Annotated in this window: 15 protein-coding genes and 1 pseudogene; 4 read left to right on the top strand and 12 right to left on the bottom strand. The window is 70.4% G+C overall.

Annotation, left to right across the window (positions count from 1 at the left end; translation table 11 throughout):
• The first annotated feature begins 53 nt into the window (after positions 1 to 53).
• A complete protein-coding gene (metE, locus tag OG410_RS35015) occupies positions 54 to 2,372 on the top strand; it encodes a 5-methyltetrahydropteroyltriglutamate--homocysteine S-methyltransferase (protein ID WP_329302754.1) in 2,319 nt (772 codons plus the stop codon).
• Positions 2,373 to 2,586: 214 nt separating this feature from the next.
• Here the strand turns inward: metE and OG410_RS35010 are convergent.
• The 3 genes and pseudogenes from OG410_RS35010 to OG410_RS35000 form a co-directional block, all read right to left on the bottom strand.
• Positions 2,587 to 3,012 (bottom strand): annotated as a pseudogene (locus tag OG410_RS35010) (superoxide dismutase); the annotation flags it as partial.
• 270 nt (positions 3,013 to 3,282) lie between these two features.
• Positions 3,283 to 4,041, bottom strand: coding sequence for a CbtA family protein (locus tag OG410_RS35005; RefSeq protein ID WP_329302752.1), 759 nt, complete (start codon positions 4,039 to 4,041; stop codon positions 3,283 to 3,285).
• 21 nt (positions 4,042 to 4,062) lie between these two features.
• Complete coding sequence (locus tag OG410_RS35000; protein ID WP_329297658.1) at positions 4,063 to 4,284, bottom strand: CbtB domain-containing protein; 222 nt, start codon at positions 4,282 to 4,284, stop codon at positions 4,063 to 4,065.
• A 651-nt stretch (positions 4,285 to 4,935) separates the two neighbouring features.
• On the opposite strand from OG410_RS35000, the gene OG410_RS34995 reads away from it, so the two are divergent.
• From OG410_RS34995 to OG410_RS34985, 3 genes are all read left to right on the top strand, one after another.
• Positions 4,936 to 5,826, top strand: a complete 891-nt coding sequence (locus OG410_RS34995) for an SDR family NAD(P)-dependent oxidoreductase (RefSeq protein ID WP_329302750.1) — start codon at positions 4,936 to 4,938, stop codon at positions 5,824 to 5,826.
• Between the two features lie 66 nt (positions 5,827 to 5,892).
• The gene (locus OG410_RS34990) at positions 5,893 to 6,471 is read left to right on the top strand and encodes a TetR/AcrR family transcriptional regulator (RefSeq protein ID WP_329302749.1); all 579 of its coding nucleotides are present in this window, start codon (positions 5,893 to 5,895) and stop codon (positions 6,469 to 6,471) included.
• Between the two features lie 139 nt (positions 6,472 to 6,610).
• Entirely contained in the window at positions 6,611 to 6,985 is a 375-nt protein-coding gene (locus OG410_RS34985) for a hypothetical protein (RefSeq protein WP_329302748.1), read from the top strand.
• Between the two features lie 209 nt (positions 6,986 to 7,194).
• On the opposite strand, the gene OG410_RS34980 is transcribed toward OG410_RS34985, so the two are convergent.
• From OG410_RS34980 to OG410_RS34940, 9 genes are all read right to left on the bottom strand, one after another.
• Positions 7,195 to 7,581 (bottom strand): DUF5132 domain-containing protein, encoded by a 387-nt coding sequence (locus OG410_RS34980; protein WP_329302747.1) that lies wholly within the window; start codon positions 7,579 to 7,581, stop codon positions 7,195 to 7,197.
• Positions 7,582 to 7,629: 48 nt separating this feature from the next.
• Entirely contained in the window at positions 7,630 to 8,772 is a 1,143-nt protein-coding gene (locus OG410_RS34975) for an alpha/beta hydrolase (protein WP_329302746.1), read from the bottom strand.
• A 260-nt stretch (positions 8,773 to 9,032) separates the two neighbouring features.
• Positions 9,033 to 9,782, bottom strand: a complete 750-nt coding sequence (locus tag OG410_RS34970; RefSeq protein WP_329302745.1) for a thioesterase II family protein — start codon at positions 9,780 to 9,782, stop codon at positions 9,033 to 9,035.
• Positions 9,783 to 10,061: 279 nt separating this feature from the next.
• Positions 10,062 to 10,439 (bottom strand): DUF5132 domain-containing protein, encoded by a 378-nt coding sequence (locus tag OG410_RS34965; protein WP_329302743.1) that lies wholly within the window; start codon positions 10,437 to 10,439, stop codon positions 10,062 to 10,064.
• Positions 10,440 to 10,568: 129 nt separating this feature from the next.
• Complete coding sequence (locus OG410_RS34960; protein ID WP_329302741.1) at positions 10,569 to 12,329, bottom strand: DUF885 domain-containing protein; 1,761 nt, start codon at positions 12,327 to 12,329, stop codon at positions 10,569 to 10,571.
• A gap of 131 nt (positions 12,330 to 12,460) precedes the next feature.
• Positions 12,461 to 12,649 carry a hypothetical protein gene (locus OG410_RS34955; RefSeq protein WP_329302740.1) on the bottom strand — a complete coding sequence of 63 codons (189 nt, stop codon included), beginning with the start codon at positions 12,647 to 12,649 and terminating at the stop codon, positions 12,461 to 12,463.
• Between the two features lie 32 nt (positions 12,650 to 12,681).
• Complete coding sequence (locus OG410_RS34950) at positions 12,682 to 13,425, bottom strand: SRPBCC family protein (protein WP_329302738.1); 744 nt, start codon at positions 13,423 to 13,425, stop codon at positions 12,682 to 12,684.
• Positions 13,426 to 13,452: 27 nt separating this feature from the next.
• Positions 13,453 to 14,700, bottom strand: coding sequence for a cytochrome P450 (locus OG410_RS34945; protein ID WP_329302735.1), 1,248 nt, complete (start codon positions 14,698 to 14,700; stop codon positions 13,453 to 13,455).
• 11 nt (positions 14,701 to 14,711) lie between these two features.
• A complete protein-coding gene (locus tag OG410_RS34940; RefSeq protein ID WP_329302734.1) occupies positions 14,712 to 14,927 on the bottom strand; it encodes an MbtH family protein in 216 nt (71 codons plus the stop codon).
• Positions 14,928 to 14,932: the final 5 nt, after the last annotated feature.

Genomic DNA, 14,932 nt, shown 5'->3' with positions numbered 1-14,932 from the left:
ACTCGCGTCCCGTTGCCGGGATCTCAGGGATTCATCTCGCGAAGGAGATCTCCGTGACCACCAAGCACGCAGCCGCGACAGCACGGGCCACCGTGTACGGCTACCCGCGCCAGGGTCCGAACCGGGAACTGAAGAAGGCGATCGAGGGCTACTGGAAGGGCCGCGTCACCGCCGACGCCCTCCGCGCCACCGCCGCCGAACTGCGTCGCGCGAACTGGCGCGAGCTGGCCGACGCCGGCATCGACGAGGTGCCGACCGGTGACTTCTCGTACTACGACCACGTCCTCGACACCACCGTCATGGTCGGTGCGATCCCCGCCCGCCACCGCGCCACGGCCGACTCGGACGCCCTGGACGGCTACTTCGCCATGGCGCGCGGCACCCAGGACGTGGCGCCGCTCGAGATGACGAAGTGGTTCGACACCAACTACCACTACCTGGTGCCCGAACTGGGCCCGGACACCGTCTTCACGGCCGACTCCACCCAGCAGGTCACCGAGCTGAAGGAGGCACTCGCCCTCGGGCTGAGCGCCCGCCCGGTGCTGGTCGGCCCGGTCACCTACCTCCTCCTGTCCAAGCCCGCCCCTGGCGTACCGGCGGACTTCGACCCGCTCACCCTCCTCGACCGGCTGCTGCCGGTGTACGCCGAGGTCCTCGCCGACCTGCGCGCGGCGGGCGCGGAGTGGGTCCAGCTGGACGAGCCCGCCCTCGCCCAGGACCGGACCCCGGCCGAGCTGGACGCCGCGGCGCGCACCTACCGCGGGCTCGGCGCGCTCACCGACCGGCCGAAGCTCCTGGTCGCCTCGTACTTCGACCGGCTCGGCGACGCCCTGCCGGTACTGGCCAAGGCTCCGATCGAAGGTCTCGCCCTGGACTTCACCGAAGCCGCCGCCGCCAACCTCGACGACCTCGCCGCTGTCGGCGGACTGCCCGGCAAACGCCTGGTCGCCGGTGTGGTCGACGGCCGCAACATCTGGGTGAACGACCTGGCCACGTCGCTGTCCACCCTCGGCACCCTGCTCGGCCTGGCCGACCGGGTCGACGTGTCGGCCTCCAGCTCCCTGCTCCACGTCCCGATCGACGCGGCCCTGGAGCGGGACATCGAACCGCAGATCCTGCGCTGGCTCGCCTTCGCCCGCCAGAAGACGGCGGAGATCGTCACCCTCGCCAAGGGCCTCACCCAGGGCACCGGCACGATCGCGGGCGAACTCGCCTCCAACCGTGCCGCCCTGGCCTCCCGCGCGAACTCGCCGATCACGCACGACCCCGCGGTACGGGCCCGCGCCGCCGCCGTCACGGACGCCGACGCCCGCCGGTCCCAGCCCTACCCCGAGCGGGCCGCGGCCCAGCGCGCCCACCTCGGCCTGCCCCTGCTGCCGACCACCACCATCGGCTCCTTCCCGCAGACCGCCGAACTGCGCACCGCCCGCGCCGACCTGCGCACCGGCCGCATCGACACGGCCGGTTACGAGGAGCGCATCAAGGCCGAGATCCAGGAGGTCATCTCCTTCCAGGAGAAGACCGGTCTCGACGTCCTCGTGCACGGTGAGGCCGAACGCAACGACATGGTGCAGTACTTCGCCGAGCAGCTCACCGGGTACCTGGCCACGCAGCACGGCTGGGTGCAGTCCTACGGCACCCGCTACGTCCGCCCGCCGATCCTGGCCGGCGACATCACGCGGCCCGAACCGATGACGGTGCGCTGGACGACGTACGCGCAGTCCCTGACCGATCGGCCGGTCAAGGGCATGCTCACCGGGCCGGTCACCATGCTCGCCTGGTCCTTCGTCCGCGACGACCAGCCTCTCGGCGACACCGCCCGCCAGGTCGCCCTCGCCCTGCGCGACGAGGTCAACGACCTGGAGGCGGCGGGCAGTTCGGTGATCCAGGTCGACGAGCCGGCCCTGCGCGAGACCCTGCCGCTGCGCACTGCCGACCGGCCGGCCTACCTGGCATGGGCCACGGAGGCGTTCCGGCTCAGCACCAGCGGGGTGCGCCCGGACACGCAGATCCACACGCACATGTGCTACGCCGAGTTCGGGGACATCGTCCAGGCCATCGACGACCTGGACGCCGACGTCATCAGCCTGGAGGCCGCACGCTCCCACATGCAGGTGGCCCGCGAACTCGCCTCGCACGGCTACCCGCGCGAGGCGGGACCCGGTGTGTACGACATCCACTCCCCGCGCGTCCCCAGCACGCAGGAGGCAGCCGAACTGCTGCGGGCCGGGCTGAAGGCCATCCCCGCCGAACGGCTGTGGGTGAACCCCGACTGCGGCCTGAAGACCCGCGGCTGGCCCGAGACCCGAGCCTCCCTGGAGAACCTGGTCGCCGCCGCCCACGCGGTGCGCGGCGAACTGCCCGCCTCCTGAACCCTGCCTTCGAGCGGCCGGGGCGCCACCGCGCGCCCCGGCCCCCGGCGGGCGGCTGAACCACGGGAGCGGTCCCGGTCGAGTCGTCCAGGGGCCTCCGCGGGCGAAAGGGCTCCCGCACGTCACGTCCTTGCGGGAGCCCTTCTCCTTGCAGCCTGCCACGTGAAGGTTGAGAAGACGATCACGAGCAGGACATCTGTCGGTGCCTATGGCCTCACGGCGCGAGCAGCAGACTGTCGCCGCGTCCCTTGGCGGCGGAGTGACGCCGGGCCACGTCCTGCCAGTTGACGACCGCCCACATGGCCTCGATGAAGTCGGCCTTCTGGTTCTTGTACCGAAGGTAGAAGGCGTGCTCCCAGGCGTCGAAGACCAGGATCGGCGTCGAGCCCTGGCCGACGTTGCCCTGGTGGTCGTAGACCTGCTCGACGATCAGGCGGCCGCTGAGAGGCTCGTGGGCGAGGACGCCCCAGCCGGAGCCCTGGGTGGTGGCGGCGGCCTTGGTGAGCTGGGTCTTGAAGCCGGCGAACGAGCCGAAGGACTCGGTGACGGCGTCCGCGAGGTCGCCGGCACCGTCCGCCGCGAGGGGCTCGCCACCCCCGTCGCCGGTCATGTTGTGCCAGTAGATGCTGTGCAGGATGTGCGCTTCGGCCGCACGGAGGGCACAACAGCCGACGGACCGCGGGCTGTTCGTGCTCACGGTCCGGACCGGAGGAAGGCCGGACTCGACTTGACCGGGCAGGGAACGCCCTGCATCTCGCTACGACCTGTCGGACACTCCCCATCGAGGAGCCCGCGCTCTCCCTCGCTGTCTGCGAAGGGCGCGTGTCCGCGCCCGGGTGGTGTCGGTGTCCGTAAAAACACGAGAGGCCCTCCGGATGGTTCCGAAGGGCCCTCTTGTGTACTGAAGGTTTCAGTTCGCGGCCGGAACCGCCCGCCCGGAGGCGACCGCCGCGGGCTTGGGGTTGAGCAGACGCTCGGCCAACTCGCCGAAGACGAGGCCGAATCCGCCCCACAGGACGGTCTGGATGGCCAGCGCGGACAGCCTGAACCGCCACAGCAGGGTGGCGGGGAATTCCCCCGGCACCTCGTTGATCACGGGCAGGAACTCGTAGGCCAGACCGATCACCACAGCGAAGGCGGCCACCGCGACCAGGGTGGCGTACCAGGTGCCCAGGCTGGGTGCGAGGCGCTTGCCGAGGATGGTGGCACCGACCGCCAGGAGCACGCTGAGAACCATCATCAGGAAGTACAGGGTGGTCCGCTTGCCGATGGTGTCGGGGTCGCCGACCGACGGCGGGTTGGCCGGGTACTTCAGGAACGGCACGACGTACACGGCGAGCAGCGCGGTCCCGGACAGCAGAAGCGCGGTCGCGCGGGCGCTGAAGCGGCCCACGCGGCCGAGCGCGAAGCAGTAGGCGAGTGCGGCGATTCCGCCGAAGGCGACGCCGTAGATCAGGACGCCGGTGGCAAGACCGGCGGTGGACTGCAGGCTGCGCGAGACGAGTTCGACCTCGTGTCCGTGCTCGTGGGCGTGCGCCTCCTCGAAGCCGATCGCGCTGTCGACGCTCGGTTCACCGAGCAAGTAGGCGACGACCAGGGCGAGTACACCGGCCGCGAGGCCGGCGAGCATGCCTCGCACGAGCAGGTTTCTTACCGTTGCGGAGTTCATGAGTGTGTGTCGTCTCTCGCGTCAGTGGCAGGGGAAACCGAGCAGGTGACGGGCGTCGTGCACCCACTCGTGGACGTTCTCGCCGGAGATGACGGAGGTGGCGCCCTGTTCGGCGCCGACGAAGTACAGCAGGACCAGCATCAGGATGCCGAAGAAGGCCGCCCAGGGGGCGATCGCACCGATCGGCAGCTTGGCGGGAAGGGCGGGGGTGGTGGCTGTCGGCGGAGCGACGGTCTGCGCCATGGCAGGACCTCCTCGGGAGTTCGCGTCCCATCTCGGTGGTGCACAGGATGACGCCTACGGGTCTGACTCACGGGCGCCCAGCATGGCTGGAGCGTCTCGTTCACAGTGGCGCGACCGTGCCGGATTTCCACCGGCTTCCGTCTTGACGTCATCAATCTCGGACCCGACCGTACCGCGTGGAGCGGACCTGGCCAAGACCGCACCACCTGGCGTGATCCACCCCTCACACCAGGCGGCCGGTCCCTTGAGGGCCGTGCGTCAGCGGTGGCGGAGGAGTCTGCCCTCTCAGCTCGGTCGCGCTCCGAGTACGCGTCTCGCTCAACCCTCCGAACAGGCGCTCCACATCGGTCCTTCCGTGAGACGGAAGCGGTATCGCGCCCCCGCGAAGCCCTTCCCGACGATGACGCCACGACCCAGACACGGGAGCCACGTAATTCCCCAGGGCAAACGTCACGCAATTCCCCAGATGTCCGGTGGGGACATTGACCGATGAGCGCCCAGGTCGTCCGGCGCGCTCGGATCGGAGCGGCTTCATGCCGTCCGGCAGCGCCTGATCCGCGGCCCGGCAACCGTAAGCGGATAGGTCATCCGATTGTGTGCTACGGTCCCGGTAAACGGATGAACTATCCGCATAACCGGGTGGAGGAGCGCATGAAGAAAACAGCTGTGGTCACGGCGGGGACAGCCGGTATCGGACTGGAGACAGCCCTGGGGCTGGCCGACGCCGGGTTCTTCGTCACGGTGGTCGGACGCAACGCCGACAGGGGTGCCCAGGCGGTCGACCGAATCAACGCGATGAACCCGTCCCATCCCGCGCGGTTCCTGCCCGCCGACCTCGGCTCGCTCGACCAGGTGCGCGCGCTCGCCGACCGGATCGCCGCCGAACATGCCACCTCTGGCGACCCCCTGACCGTGCTGGTCAACAACGTCGGCGCGATGTTCCCGGAGCCACGGACCCTGGACGGGATCGAAGCGTCGTTCCTCGTCAACCACCTCTCGCCGTACCTGCTGACGGAACTGCTACTGCCCACGCTGACGGCCGACGCGCCCAGCAGGATCGTGAACGTGACATCGGGTGCAGTCGGGCTAGCGAAGCGGTCCTTCGACACCGTTGAGCCGCCCGGCGGCTACTACGGCTTCCACTGGTACGGCCGCGCCAAGCTCGCCAACCTCGCCTACACGCTCGACCTTGCCACCCGGCTCCAAGGCACGGCCGTCTCTGTCTTCGCCGCCGACCCCGGAGGCGCCGCGACCGACATGACCGACGGCACCATGACCGATCCGAAGATCGTCTCACCAGCCCTGCGGCTGCTGTGGCCGCTGGTACGCCGCAAGTTCGAACGCTCTACTTCGGGTCCGGCGTCCCTGGCTGCCCGGCCCTCGATCGTCGCCGCCACCGACGCCACCCTTACGGGCCGGACCGGGATCGTCATCGGAGCCCAGACCCACCCGGTCAAACCTCTGCGCGCAGCCACAGACCCCCGCGTCGCCCAGGACGTGCGCCGGCTCAGCGAACGGCACGCGCCTCTCACGACAACCTGACCCGCCAAGCGGCACGGGTACCGGCGGCGGCATCATCCGGATGGGTCATCCGATTAGCATGTCCCCATGACGACGCCCCTTCGCAAGGACGCGGCCCGCAATTGGGACCGGATCGTCGCTGTCGCCCGTGCCCTCGTCGACCAGGGCACACCCCTGCAACTGAACGACGTCGCCGGCCGCGCCGGACTCGGAGTCGGCACTGTCTACCGCCACTTCGCCACCCCCGAGGCGCTGCTGGAGACCGTCGCGACTCCCTGCCTGGAAGCCCTGGCCGCCCACGGCCGGCAGGCGCTGGCCGACACCGATCCCCGGCGCGCGCTCGAAGCCTTCTTGTTGCGCACCCTCGAAGCGCAGGTCACGGACGCGTCCCTGGCTCCGGTCGCCGCCGCAGCCACCGACACCTTGCCGCGCACCACGGAACTCAAAGAGGCGCTTCAGTCGGTCGGCACCGCACTCCTCGACCGGGCGCGCGACGCCGGGGCGGTTCGACGTGACCTGGCCGCCACCGACCTCGTCCCGCTCATGTGCGGCATCGCCTACTCCGTCAACGTCCATGGCGGCACACCTGCCGACCGGCTCGACACCGCACACCGCTACTTGGCCGCACTCCTCGAAGGACTGCGTGCCACGCCACAGCACCCGTGAGAGCACCGCCCGCACACCAACAGGGGTGCTTCGGGTGCCCTCCGCCGGTGTGGTCGGTCCGATCGCCGGCAGGAGACGGCTGCCCGCCCCGACGGCTGCATGGCGCCCAGGTCCGCGACCGCCGTCCCCCTGGGGAACCGTGACCGCGAAGGTGGGGAATTCCGTGACGCGGGACCGGCCGAAAGCGGGGAATTTCTTTACCGTTGACACCGGTGGCGGCGAGGAACTCGGCGCCCGGCAGCGGTCCGACGGCGGGCATGCTGGAGATCACTGGCGCGAGCTCGTGCTCGCGAAATCGGGCCTCGATGAGTTTGTCCAGCTCGTGGATCTTCTCGTGGAGAGCGAGCAACTCCAGCGCCAGGTCGCGGACCACGCGGGCGATCGCGGACTCGCCGGGAAGTTGAGTGTGTTGTCGTTCCGTGGCATCGACAGCGGTGGTAGCCAGGTTTTCCGCGCTGCGGGTCCTGCGGTTGCGCAGCCACGCCGGCAGCCGCCTGCGGCCGAATCGCCGTAGCGCAGCCGACGTCTGGTGGCCCGACAGCAGCACCAGCGGTCCGATGCTTGTCGGTTCCAGGGCATGCTCCAAGGCTGGGAAGATGCTCAGACCTGCGCATGCAGACGGTTGGCCTTCCGCGTCCGTTCCTTGACCAGATCGGCCCGCGTTGCAGTTCCTCGGCGAGGCCGAGGTCGACGGACTTCAGCCGGCCGTGGCACCGTGCGCCGTCACCTCGCCGCCGACTCCACACGACCTGTGCGAGCCGAACTCGCCATCTTCTCGGCAGCAGCCAGGGCGGTGAGGCCCTGGATCTCCTCCCCGGCCTCGATGACTGCACGCTTGACTTCAAGGGTCAGGCCGACCGACGTCTTGATGACGCCTCGCACCAGCGGTTTCGCCACTCTTTTGGCCAGAGGGGCCGCAATCACGCCGACGAGGAAGGGAGGAACAACAGGGAGCATGTGTGAACCCTCTTCTTGTGTGCACAGCACGACTGCCGACGCCGCACGAGCCGATACCGTCCGGCCGACAAAGCTGGGCAGGAATGTCACCCCCACCAAAAACACGATAGTCGGACCTCGGCCGATGCGCCCGTAGACGCCGGCGCTGTTCATCCGGTCGGGCGGAAGCTCGCCGGAGCGGACCGTGGCTGCGCAACGGGATCAGAACGGCTTCGGCGCCCCCGGCCCGCACTGGTCCAGCAGCGAGTCCACCACCTGCACAACGAATTCCGGTACGCGATCCGGGAAGTCGTGGCCGGTCCCCTCTGGGGTGTAAACCCTCCGCCCCCTGCTGGAGGCCGCGAGGAACCGTTCTCTCACGGTGAGGAAGAAGTGCCGGACCCGGGCGCTCTCCTCCGGATCGTCGACCGCGTCGAAGATCTCGCCACCGCCCGTCAGATCGCGTGGCGCCACAAGGAGGAGGGGCAGCGAGCCGAGCTCGCCGTCGTGCACGGCCGTCTGCCAGCCGTCTCTGGTGATGCCGTCCGGCGACAGCTCTCGCAGGATCGATGCCGCGGCACAGCTCGCCTTGGTCCTGAGCTCGATCATGGCGAGAACCTGCGCCGGGTCGTCGGAGGTGTCTGTCTCCTGCTTGCCCGCGAGAGGGTGAAGGCCGAAGAGGTGACGCAGCGCGAAGACGGTCTGGTCCCTCGGGGCACGTCGCAGGGCCGGAAGCGCCGGGCCGAAGGCGACGGCATCGGGCGGGGTGGGATCGAGCAGCACCAGACCGGCCACCAGGTCAGGGCGGCGCCTGGCGGCGTTGGCCATGAGCAGCCCCCCGAACGAGTGCCCCACGAAGACATAGGGCCCCTTTTCACCGGCCCGTTCCAGCGCCGTGAGCAGTTCGACGGCTTCTGCCGCCGTCGTGCGCGGGAACGGGCCCGGGTCGCTCCAGCCGGACCCCGGACGGTCCACCAGGACCGAACGCATCTGTTCCCGCGCCAGCGCGTGCAGTCGGTACATGGCGTATCCGCCGGCATGTCCGCCCGGCATCCAGACCACGGTGGGCCTCGGTCCGGCGTCTCCCTCGGCCAGGACGTGCATGCGGTAGCCGCCCACGTCGACCATTCGCCCGGGTGGCGGATACCGCCCGCGTATCCGGCCCACATGCACCAAATGGCGGAACGACCCGAGGCCGAGTGCGAGGGCCACGGCCCACAGCACACCGCCGAGAATCCGCCGGCCGGTGCCCCTGGATACACACCGCGCACCCACGGCCGCCGGCAGCAGAGCGATGCCCAGCCCGGCCCAGTCGCGGCTGAGCAGCCGGAGTATCGCGTCGGCGGCACGTCTTCCCGGTCGCATGGTCCCTTCTCCGTCCCAGCCTTCGCGGCCGCTGCCGGGGACACCGCACGTCTCAGCGACCGGTACGACCATCGTCCCCTGGGAACCCCGCGGGCGCCATGCGCGGTGCCGGGACCCCGCCTTCCGTCACAGCCGGGCAGCCGCCGACACCGTACGGACCCTGCCAGGAACCGACCTCGCACGGTCCGGGAGCTGTGGGTGGGCGCCGTGGACTTCCAGGTTCTCGATACGGGCATTCGCCATCGGGCCCGACCGGCGCCTCACGCGCGCGCGAGGCGTGCTGCCACGTCGGCGACCACTTCGGCCTCCCGGGCTGCGAGGTAGAAGTGATCCCCGGGGAACGGGCACAGCTCGAAGGAGCCCGGGGCGGCGAGGCCGGACCAGGCGAGGACCCCGTCGAGCGCGCAACTCGGATCGTCCTGGCCGACGTACGCGGTGATCGGCGCCTTGACCGGAGCCGGATCCGAGGGGTGGTAGCCCTCGATCAGCCGGTAGTCCGAACGGAGGGCGGGCAGCAGCAGGTCACGCAGCTCCGGGATGTCGTAGGCCTGCGAGTGCAGGTCTCCGAGGTGCCGGACGTGGGTGATCAGGGTTTCGTCGTCGGCGTCGTGCAGCGCGACGCGTTCGGCCCACCCGGGGGCTTCGTGTGCGGAGACCAGCAGGTGCTCGGGGACGATGCCGCGGGTCTCCAGCCGCAGGGCCACCTCGTAGGCGACGCAGGCGCCCATGCTGTGCCCGAAGAGCGCCAGCGGCCGGTCGAGCCAGGGCCGCAGTGCGTCCTCGATCGTGTCGGCCAGGGTGGCCATGTCCTCGATGCAGGCCTCCGCAAGCCGGTCCTGGCGGCCGGGGTACCGCACGGCGAGCACCTCGACGTCCGTCGGCAGCAACGCGGGCCAGCTGTGGAACAGCTGTGCCGTGCCGCCTGCGTGAGGGAAACACACCAGTCGGAGCCTGGGGTCCGCCGCACGCCGGTGAACACGGAACCACTTCTTCGCGTCGGTCGCAGACATCTGACCTGCCTCCATCAGGGTGTCGTGATGGCCGATACGGCGCAGCCCACCATGTCGCCGGTGGCGCGGCGGTCGCATGCGAGAGGCCGGGACGACGAACGGCCGCTGTGTCCGCCGAAGACTCCATGGAACAAAGTCAACTTTTCCACGGAGGGACTTGAGCGGTAAGGAACGGGATTGCTCCGGCCGGGACTTGGCAGTCTCGACCGGTTACGCAGACGAAAACGTGGCCGTGACATCGGGACGAGCCAGAATCACACGGAGAGTCGGTGGGCAGACTCAGTGCGCCTTGGCGGCGACCGAACCGGCGCTACGGGCCTTGCCTGCGGGCTTGGCCTGACGGCCGGTCCGTCCCTCGTGGGCCTTTGCCGCTACGCGCGCCGGCTTGGCGGCCGCTCCGGCCCCGCCCGCGGTGCCGTCCTCCGGGGCACCGACACCGTGTCCGGCTCCCGGTGTCGTCTGGGCTGCGAGCACCTCGGCAGTCGCCTCGGCAGCGAGATCATGGATTCCCTCGCCGGCTTCATGGACGGCCCTCTTGACCTCGATTCCCAGGCCCACCGACGCTTTGACGACCCCTCGCACCAAGGGCTTTCCCAGCCTCTTCACCAGGGATACGGCGATCAGACCGATCAGGAAAGGAGGTACTACAGGCGGCATGGCACAACATCCTTCTCTTCTGTCGAGGAGATGATGATTGGATGGACGCACTCCGCTTCAGCGGACCCGCACCCTCCATCACAGAGAGTATCCAAGGGCGGGTAAGCGGCTACCAATTCCCTGTGGCCTTCACTCATTCGAGTAGAGCGGCTTTCCCTGGAAGCCTGTTCGGCCGTATGCCCCGTGCAGTTCTCTCTCCACCCGTCGGCGCAGGGCGGGAAACGGCAGTGTGCCGCCGGCCAGCACGGTCTCGTGAAAGGCGCGCACGTCGAACGCGGCGCCGGCGCCGCGTTCGCACGCCGCCCGCAATGCCGTGAACTCCGCGTGACCCGCCCGGTACGTCAGCGCCTGCCCCGGCAGATCGGTCGCGTAGCGCAACAGCTCGGTCGTGATCTGCCGTTCGGACTCGGCTGCCGCGTGGGCCCGCATGAAGGTGCGCGCCTCCTCCAGTGTCATCGTCCCGAGATTGAGGCCGGTGTCGACGACGAGGCGCTGCGCGGTGAACCGTTCATGGGCCAGTCGTCCGTACGCGTCCCACGGGTCGTCGTACAGCCCCATCTCCCAGGCGAGTCCCGCCGCGTACTCCGCCCAGCCCTCCTCGAACCCGCTGAAGGCCGCCAGCTCGCGCCGCAGGTCGGGCAGCGCGGTGTTCTCGGCCTGGCGGGCGAGGTGGAAGTGATGTCCGGGCGACAGCTCGTGGTAGATGAGCGCGGCCGCGCCGAGCAGTGACCGGTGTGCCAGGTCCGAGGCGTTGTAGCGGTAGCGTCCCACCGGTTGCGCGGCGGTCGGCGGTTCGTAGTAGCCGAACGTCATCGACCCCTCCAGCGCCGGATCGAGGCGGGCCACGCCGTAGGGGGCGCGGGGCAGGACCGCGAACCAGCGCGGCAGCAGCGGCGTGAGGCGGTCGAGGTGTCCGCGGTAGCGGGCTTCGACCTCCTCCGGGGTGGCGGCGTACAGGCGCGGCTCGGTGGCGAGCCGTTCGTTGAACTCCGCCTCCGTCCCGGCGAAGCCGAGCGTGTCGCGCATCTCCCGCATCCGCTCACCGAGTTCGCGGCAGTGCTCCCGGCCGAGTTCGTGGAGGCGTTCGGGTGGTGTGTCGCCGGAGGTGTACGTCCTGACGAAGGCGCGGTACGCCGCCTCGCCTTCCGGGTAGCGGGCCCAGCCGACGGCCTGCGGTGCCCGCCGGAGGTAGTACGGGTCGTCCACGAGGGCGACGAGGCGGTCGAACGCCGGCTCCAGTTCGGTGGCCACGAGCCGCTCGACCGTGTCGCGCAGGTGCCCCCGGCTCGCCGCGTCGAGCCGGGTGAGCCGCTCGGCGTCCACCCGGACGCACTGTGCCGCCGACTCCCGCAGGCGGGTGAGTGTGGTGTGGACACCGGTCAGGGCCGGAGCGGGGATGTGAAAGCCCCGCTCCGCCTGCCCGGCGGCTTTGTCGCCGATCGTCGCGACGCAACGGGCCAGGTCCCGTACGAGGGTCGCGTACCGGTCCGCGTCGGCTCGGTGCTCGAAGCGGAACGGGCGGAAGACGGTGTCACCGTACTGCTGGAGACGGAAGAGCTGGTACGGCGTGGCGGTGGGGGTGAGCCAGTGGGAGCGCCCCGCCTCCGCTTCCTGCTCGGCCAGTGCCCGGAGAAAGCCCGCCGTGTCGGCGGCTGGACCGGACAGCTCCGCCGGTCGCAGCGCACTCAGCCGGTTCAGCACCCCGGCAGCGAACCCGGCGCGCTCGTCGGCCTCCGCGGCGGACACCCCCGGCAGCGACTCGACCGGCAGCCCGCGGCGCGTGCGCAGCGACGGCTCGCGTGCGAGCAGGAAGTCCCAGTACGAGGTCGCGAGTCGGTCGACCTCTCGCGCCATGGAGTCGTCCGGGGAGCCTCCTGGATTGATGACCATGGCGCCAGTGTGCGGCTTGAGGTGACGCAGCGTCAGCAACAGGACCATGACCGCGCGTCGGGCGGACAAAGCCGGTGCCGTCCGGCAGTCGATGTGCGGGACGGCACCGGCCTCATTGATCCGGAAGCGGTCTACCAGCGGCCGCGTGCCGACGCCGAGCCGAGCTTGGAACTCAGCACCGACAGGAGTACCGGGAGCCTGGCCACCGCGGATTCGGGAACCGGGGTGACCTGGACCGTGTCCCGCACCACGTCCTGCACCACGAGTTTGTAGGTGCCGTCTTCCTCGACGAGTTCGGCGGCGTAGAGCAGTGTTTCCACCAGGGGTCCTTCGGTCGTGTCGTGCGGCGGGGTCAGGCGCCGTTGAGCCAGGCGTTCCAGGCCTTGGCGGCCAGCTCTTCGTCCGCGTCCTCGGCGAACAGGTGGTGGCCCAGCCAGATCGGCCAGTTCCAGGAGCTGCCGTTGAAGAACCGGTACAGCGCGTCCGGGCCTCGCAGGCCGACGAAGTCAGGGCTCAGCCAGTCCACGACCACCTCCGTCGAACCGCCGTCCGTACCCGGGAGGTCGAGCGACAACCGGTCGCCGACGGCCGCGTCGTCGTCGAGGCCGAGGCGTCGGCACAGGGCGGCGAAGTCGGCGGGGTCTTCGGTGGACTCGCCACGGGCGGCCCTGACGTAGACGGCGGGGCGGCCGGCGAAGTGCCTCAGGTACTCGGGGAGGGAGTGCTGGTAGAAGTCGACGTGCTTCTCGGCCGCGTCCGCCTTCGTGTCCCAGTTCCAGGTGTCGTCGACGACGCCCGTGTGCACCCAGTGGATTCCCATCCGCAGGTGGCTCGCGCCGCCGTCGGCCGGCTCGATGCGGTAGGTGAGCGTGTTGGAGAACCCGCCGTCCTGGGTGGCCCGAACCGCGAAGTGGTGCGGCGGCTCCCACGCCACGACGGTGCTGTCGCCGCGCGTGGCCTTTCCGCCGACGCGCGGCTCGACCTCCATCGGGTAGAGCCAGCCGAGGTTGCCGGCGCCGGTGGCGACCGCGTCCCAGACCTGTTCGGGCGTGGCGGGCAGGTCCTGTTCCCGGCGGACCTCGAGCTCTCGGGCCATGGTCACTTCTCCTTCGTCGTTCATGGGTCAGTAGGTGAGCGGAAGCGCGGTGAGCCGCCGTTGCAGCGGGTTGGGCCGCCAGTCGAGTACCGCGTCGTCGGCCAGCCCCAGGTGCGGGAGCCGGCGGACCAGCGTGCCGACGGCCACCTCCGCCTGGAGCTTGGCCAGCGGGCCGCCGAGGCAGAAGTGCGGGCCGTTGCCGAAGCTGAGGTGCCGGTTGCCCGGGCGGGTCAGGTCGAGCCGGTCGGGGTCCTCGAAGCGCTCGGGGTCCCGGTTGGTCGCGGCGAGGAACAGGTAGGCCAGCTCGCCCTCGCGCAGCGTCCGCCCGCCGATCGCGATGTCCTCGGCGGCGACCCGGACGATCGCCTGGGTCGGCGTGTCGTAGCGGGCGAGTTCCTCGACGGCCGTGCGGATCAGCATCGGGTCCTCGCGCAGCCGGGCCAGCTGGTCGGGGTGGCGCAGCAGGGCGAGCATGCCGTTGCCGACCAGGTGGGTGGTGGTCTCGTCGCCGGCGGTGATCAGGACGAAGCAGGTGGACAGCAGCTCGGAGTCGGTGAGCCGGTCGTCCTGCGCCTGGGTGGCGACCAGGGCGCTGATGAGGTCGTCGCCGGGGTCGGCCCGGCGGCGGCGGACGAGCCGGGCGAGGTACTCCTCGTACTGCTCGATCGCCGCCTCGGACTTGTCGATGTCCTCGCTCAGCCGGCCGAAGCGGTGGAACCAGGTCTTGACCTGCGGGAGGTCCTCGGGCGGGATGCCGAAGAGCTCGCAGACGACGGACAGCGGCAGCGGGGAGGCGACCGCCTCGATCAGGTCCATGGCCGGCCCGGCCGCGACCGCCTCGTCGATGAGCCGGTCGACGATCCGCTGGATGCCGTCGCGCAGGGCTTCGACGCGCCGGGCGGTGAAGGCACGGTTGGCCAGCCTGCGCAGCCGGGCGTGGTCCGGCGGGTCGGTGTTGCTCATCACCCGGCCGAGCCGGTCGGTGAGCCGGCTGAAGGCCTTGAGGTCGCCGCCGAGCGCACTGTAGGCGCGGGTCATCCGGTCCCGGTCGTTGGACAGCCGCAGGTCGCTCAGGGCCGCCTCGACGTCGGCGTACCGGGTGAGGTACCAGATGCCCTGGGCGCTGCGGTGGACCGGGTCCTCGCGGCGCATGCGGGCGTAGAACGGGTACGGGTCCCGGCGAGCCTCGGGCGTGAGCAGGGCCGCGGCGAGGTCGTCGGACCGGGCGAGGCCCGCGCTGTCGCGGGCCTCGTCGGTGGTTTCGGTCAGGTTCACTGCGAGCCGCGCTATCGCTGGGCGTTCATGGCGTCGGCGAGGCTCTTGGGCCGCATGTCGGTCCAGGCCTGCTCGACGTACTCCAGGCAGGCGGCGTGGGTGTCGGGTCCGTGGGCGACGTTCCAGCCGTCGGGGACGTCCGCGAACTGCGGCCACAGCGAGTGCTGGTTCTCGTCGTTGGTGAGCACGAGGAAGGTGCCGTCCTCGTCGTCGAACGGGTTGGTCATGGGAA

The sequence above is a fragment of the Streptomyces sp. NBC_00659 genome (assembly GCF_036226925.1).
Taxonomy (GTDB): Bacteria; Actinomycetota; Actinomycetes; order Streptomycetales; family Streptomycetaceae; genus Streptomyces.
Note: the sequence above shows the minus strand (reverse complement) of the source record. Positions and strands in the feature narration are given on the sequence as shown.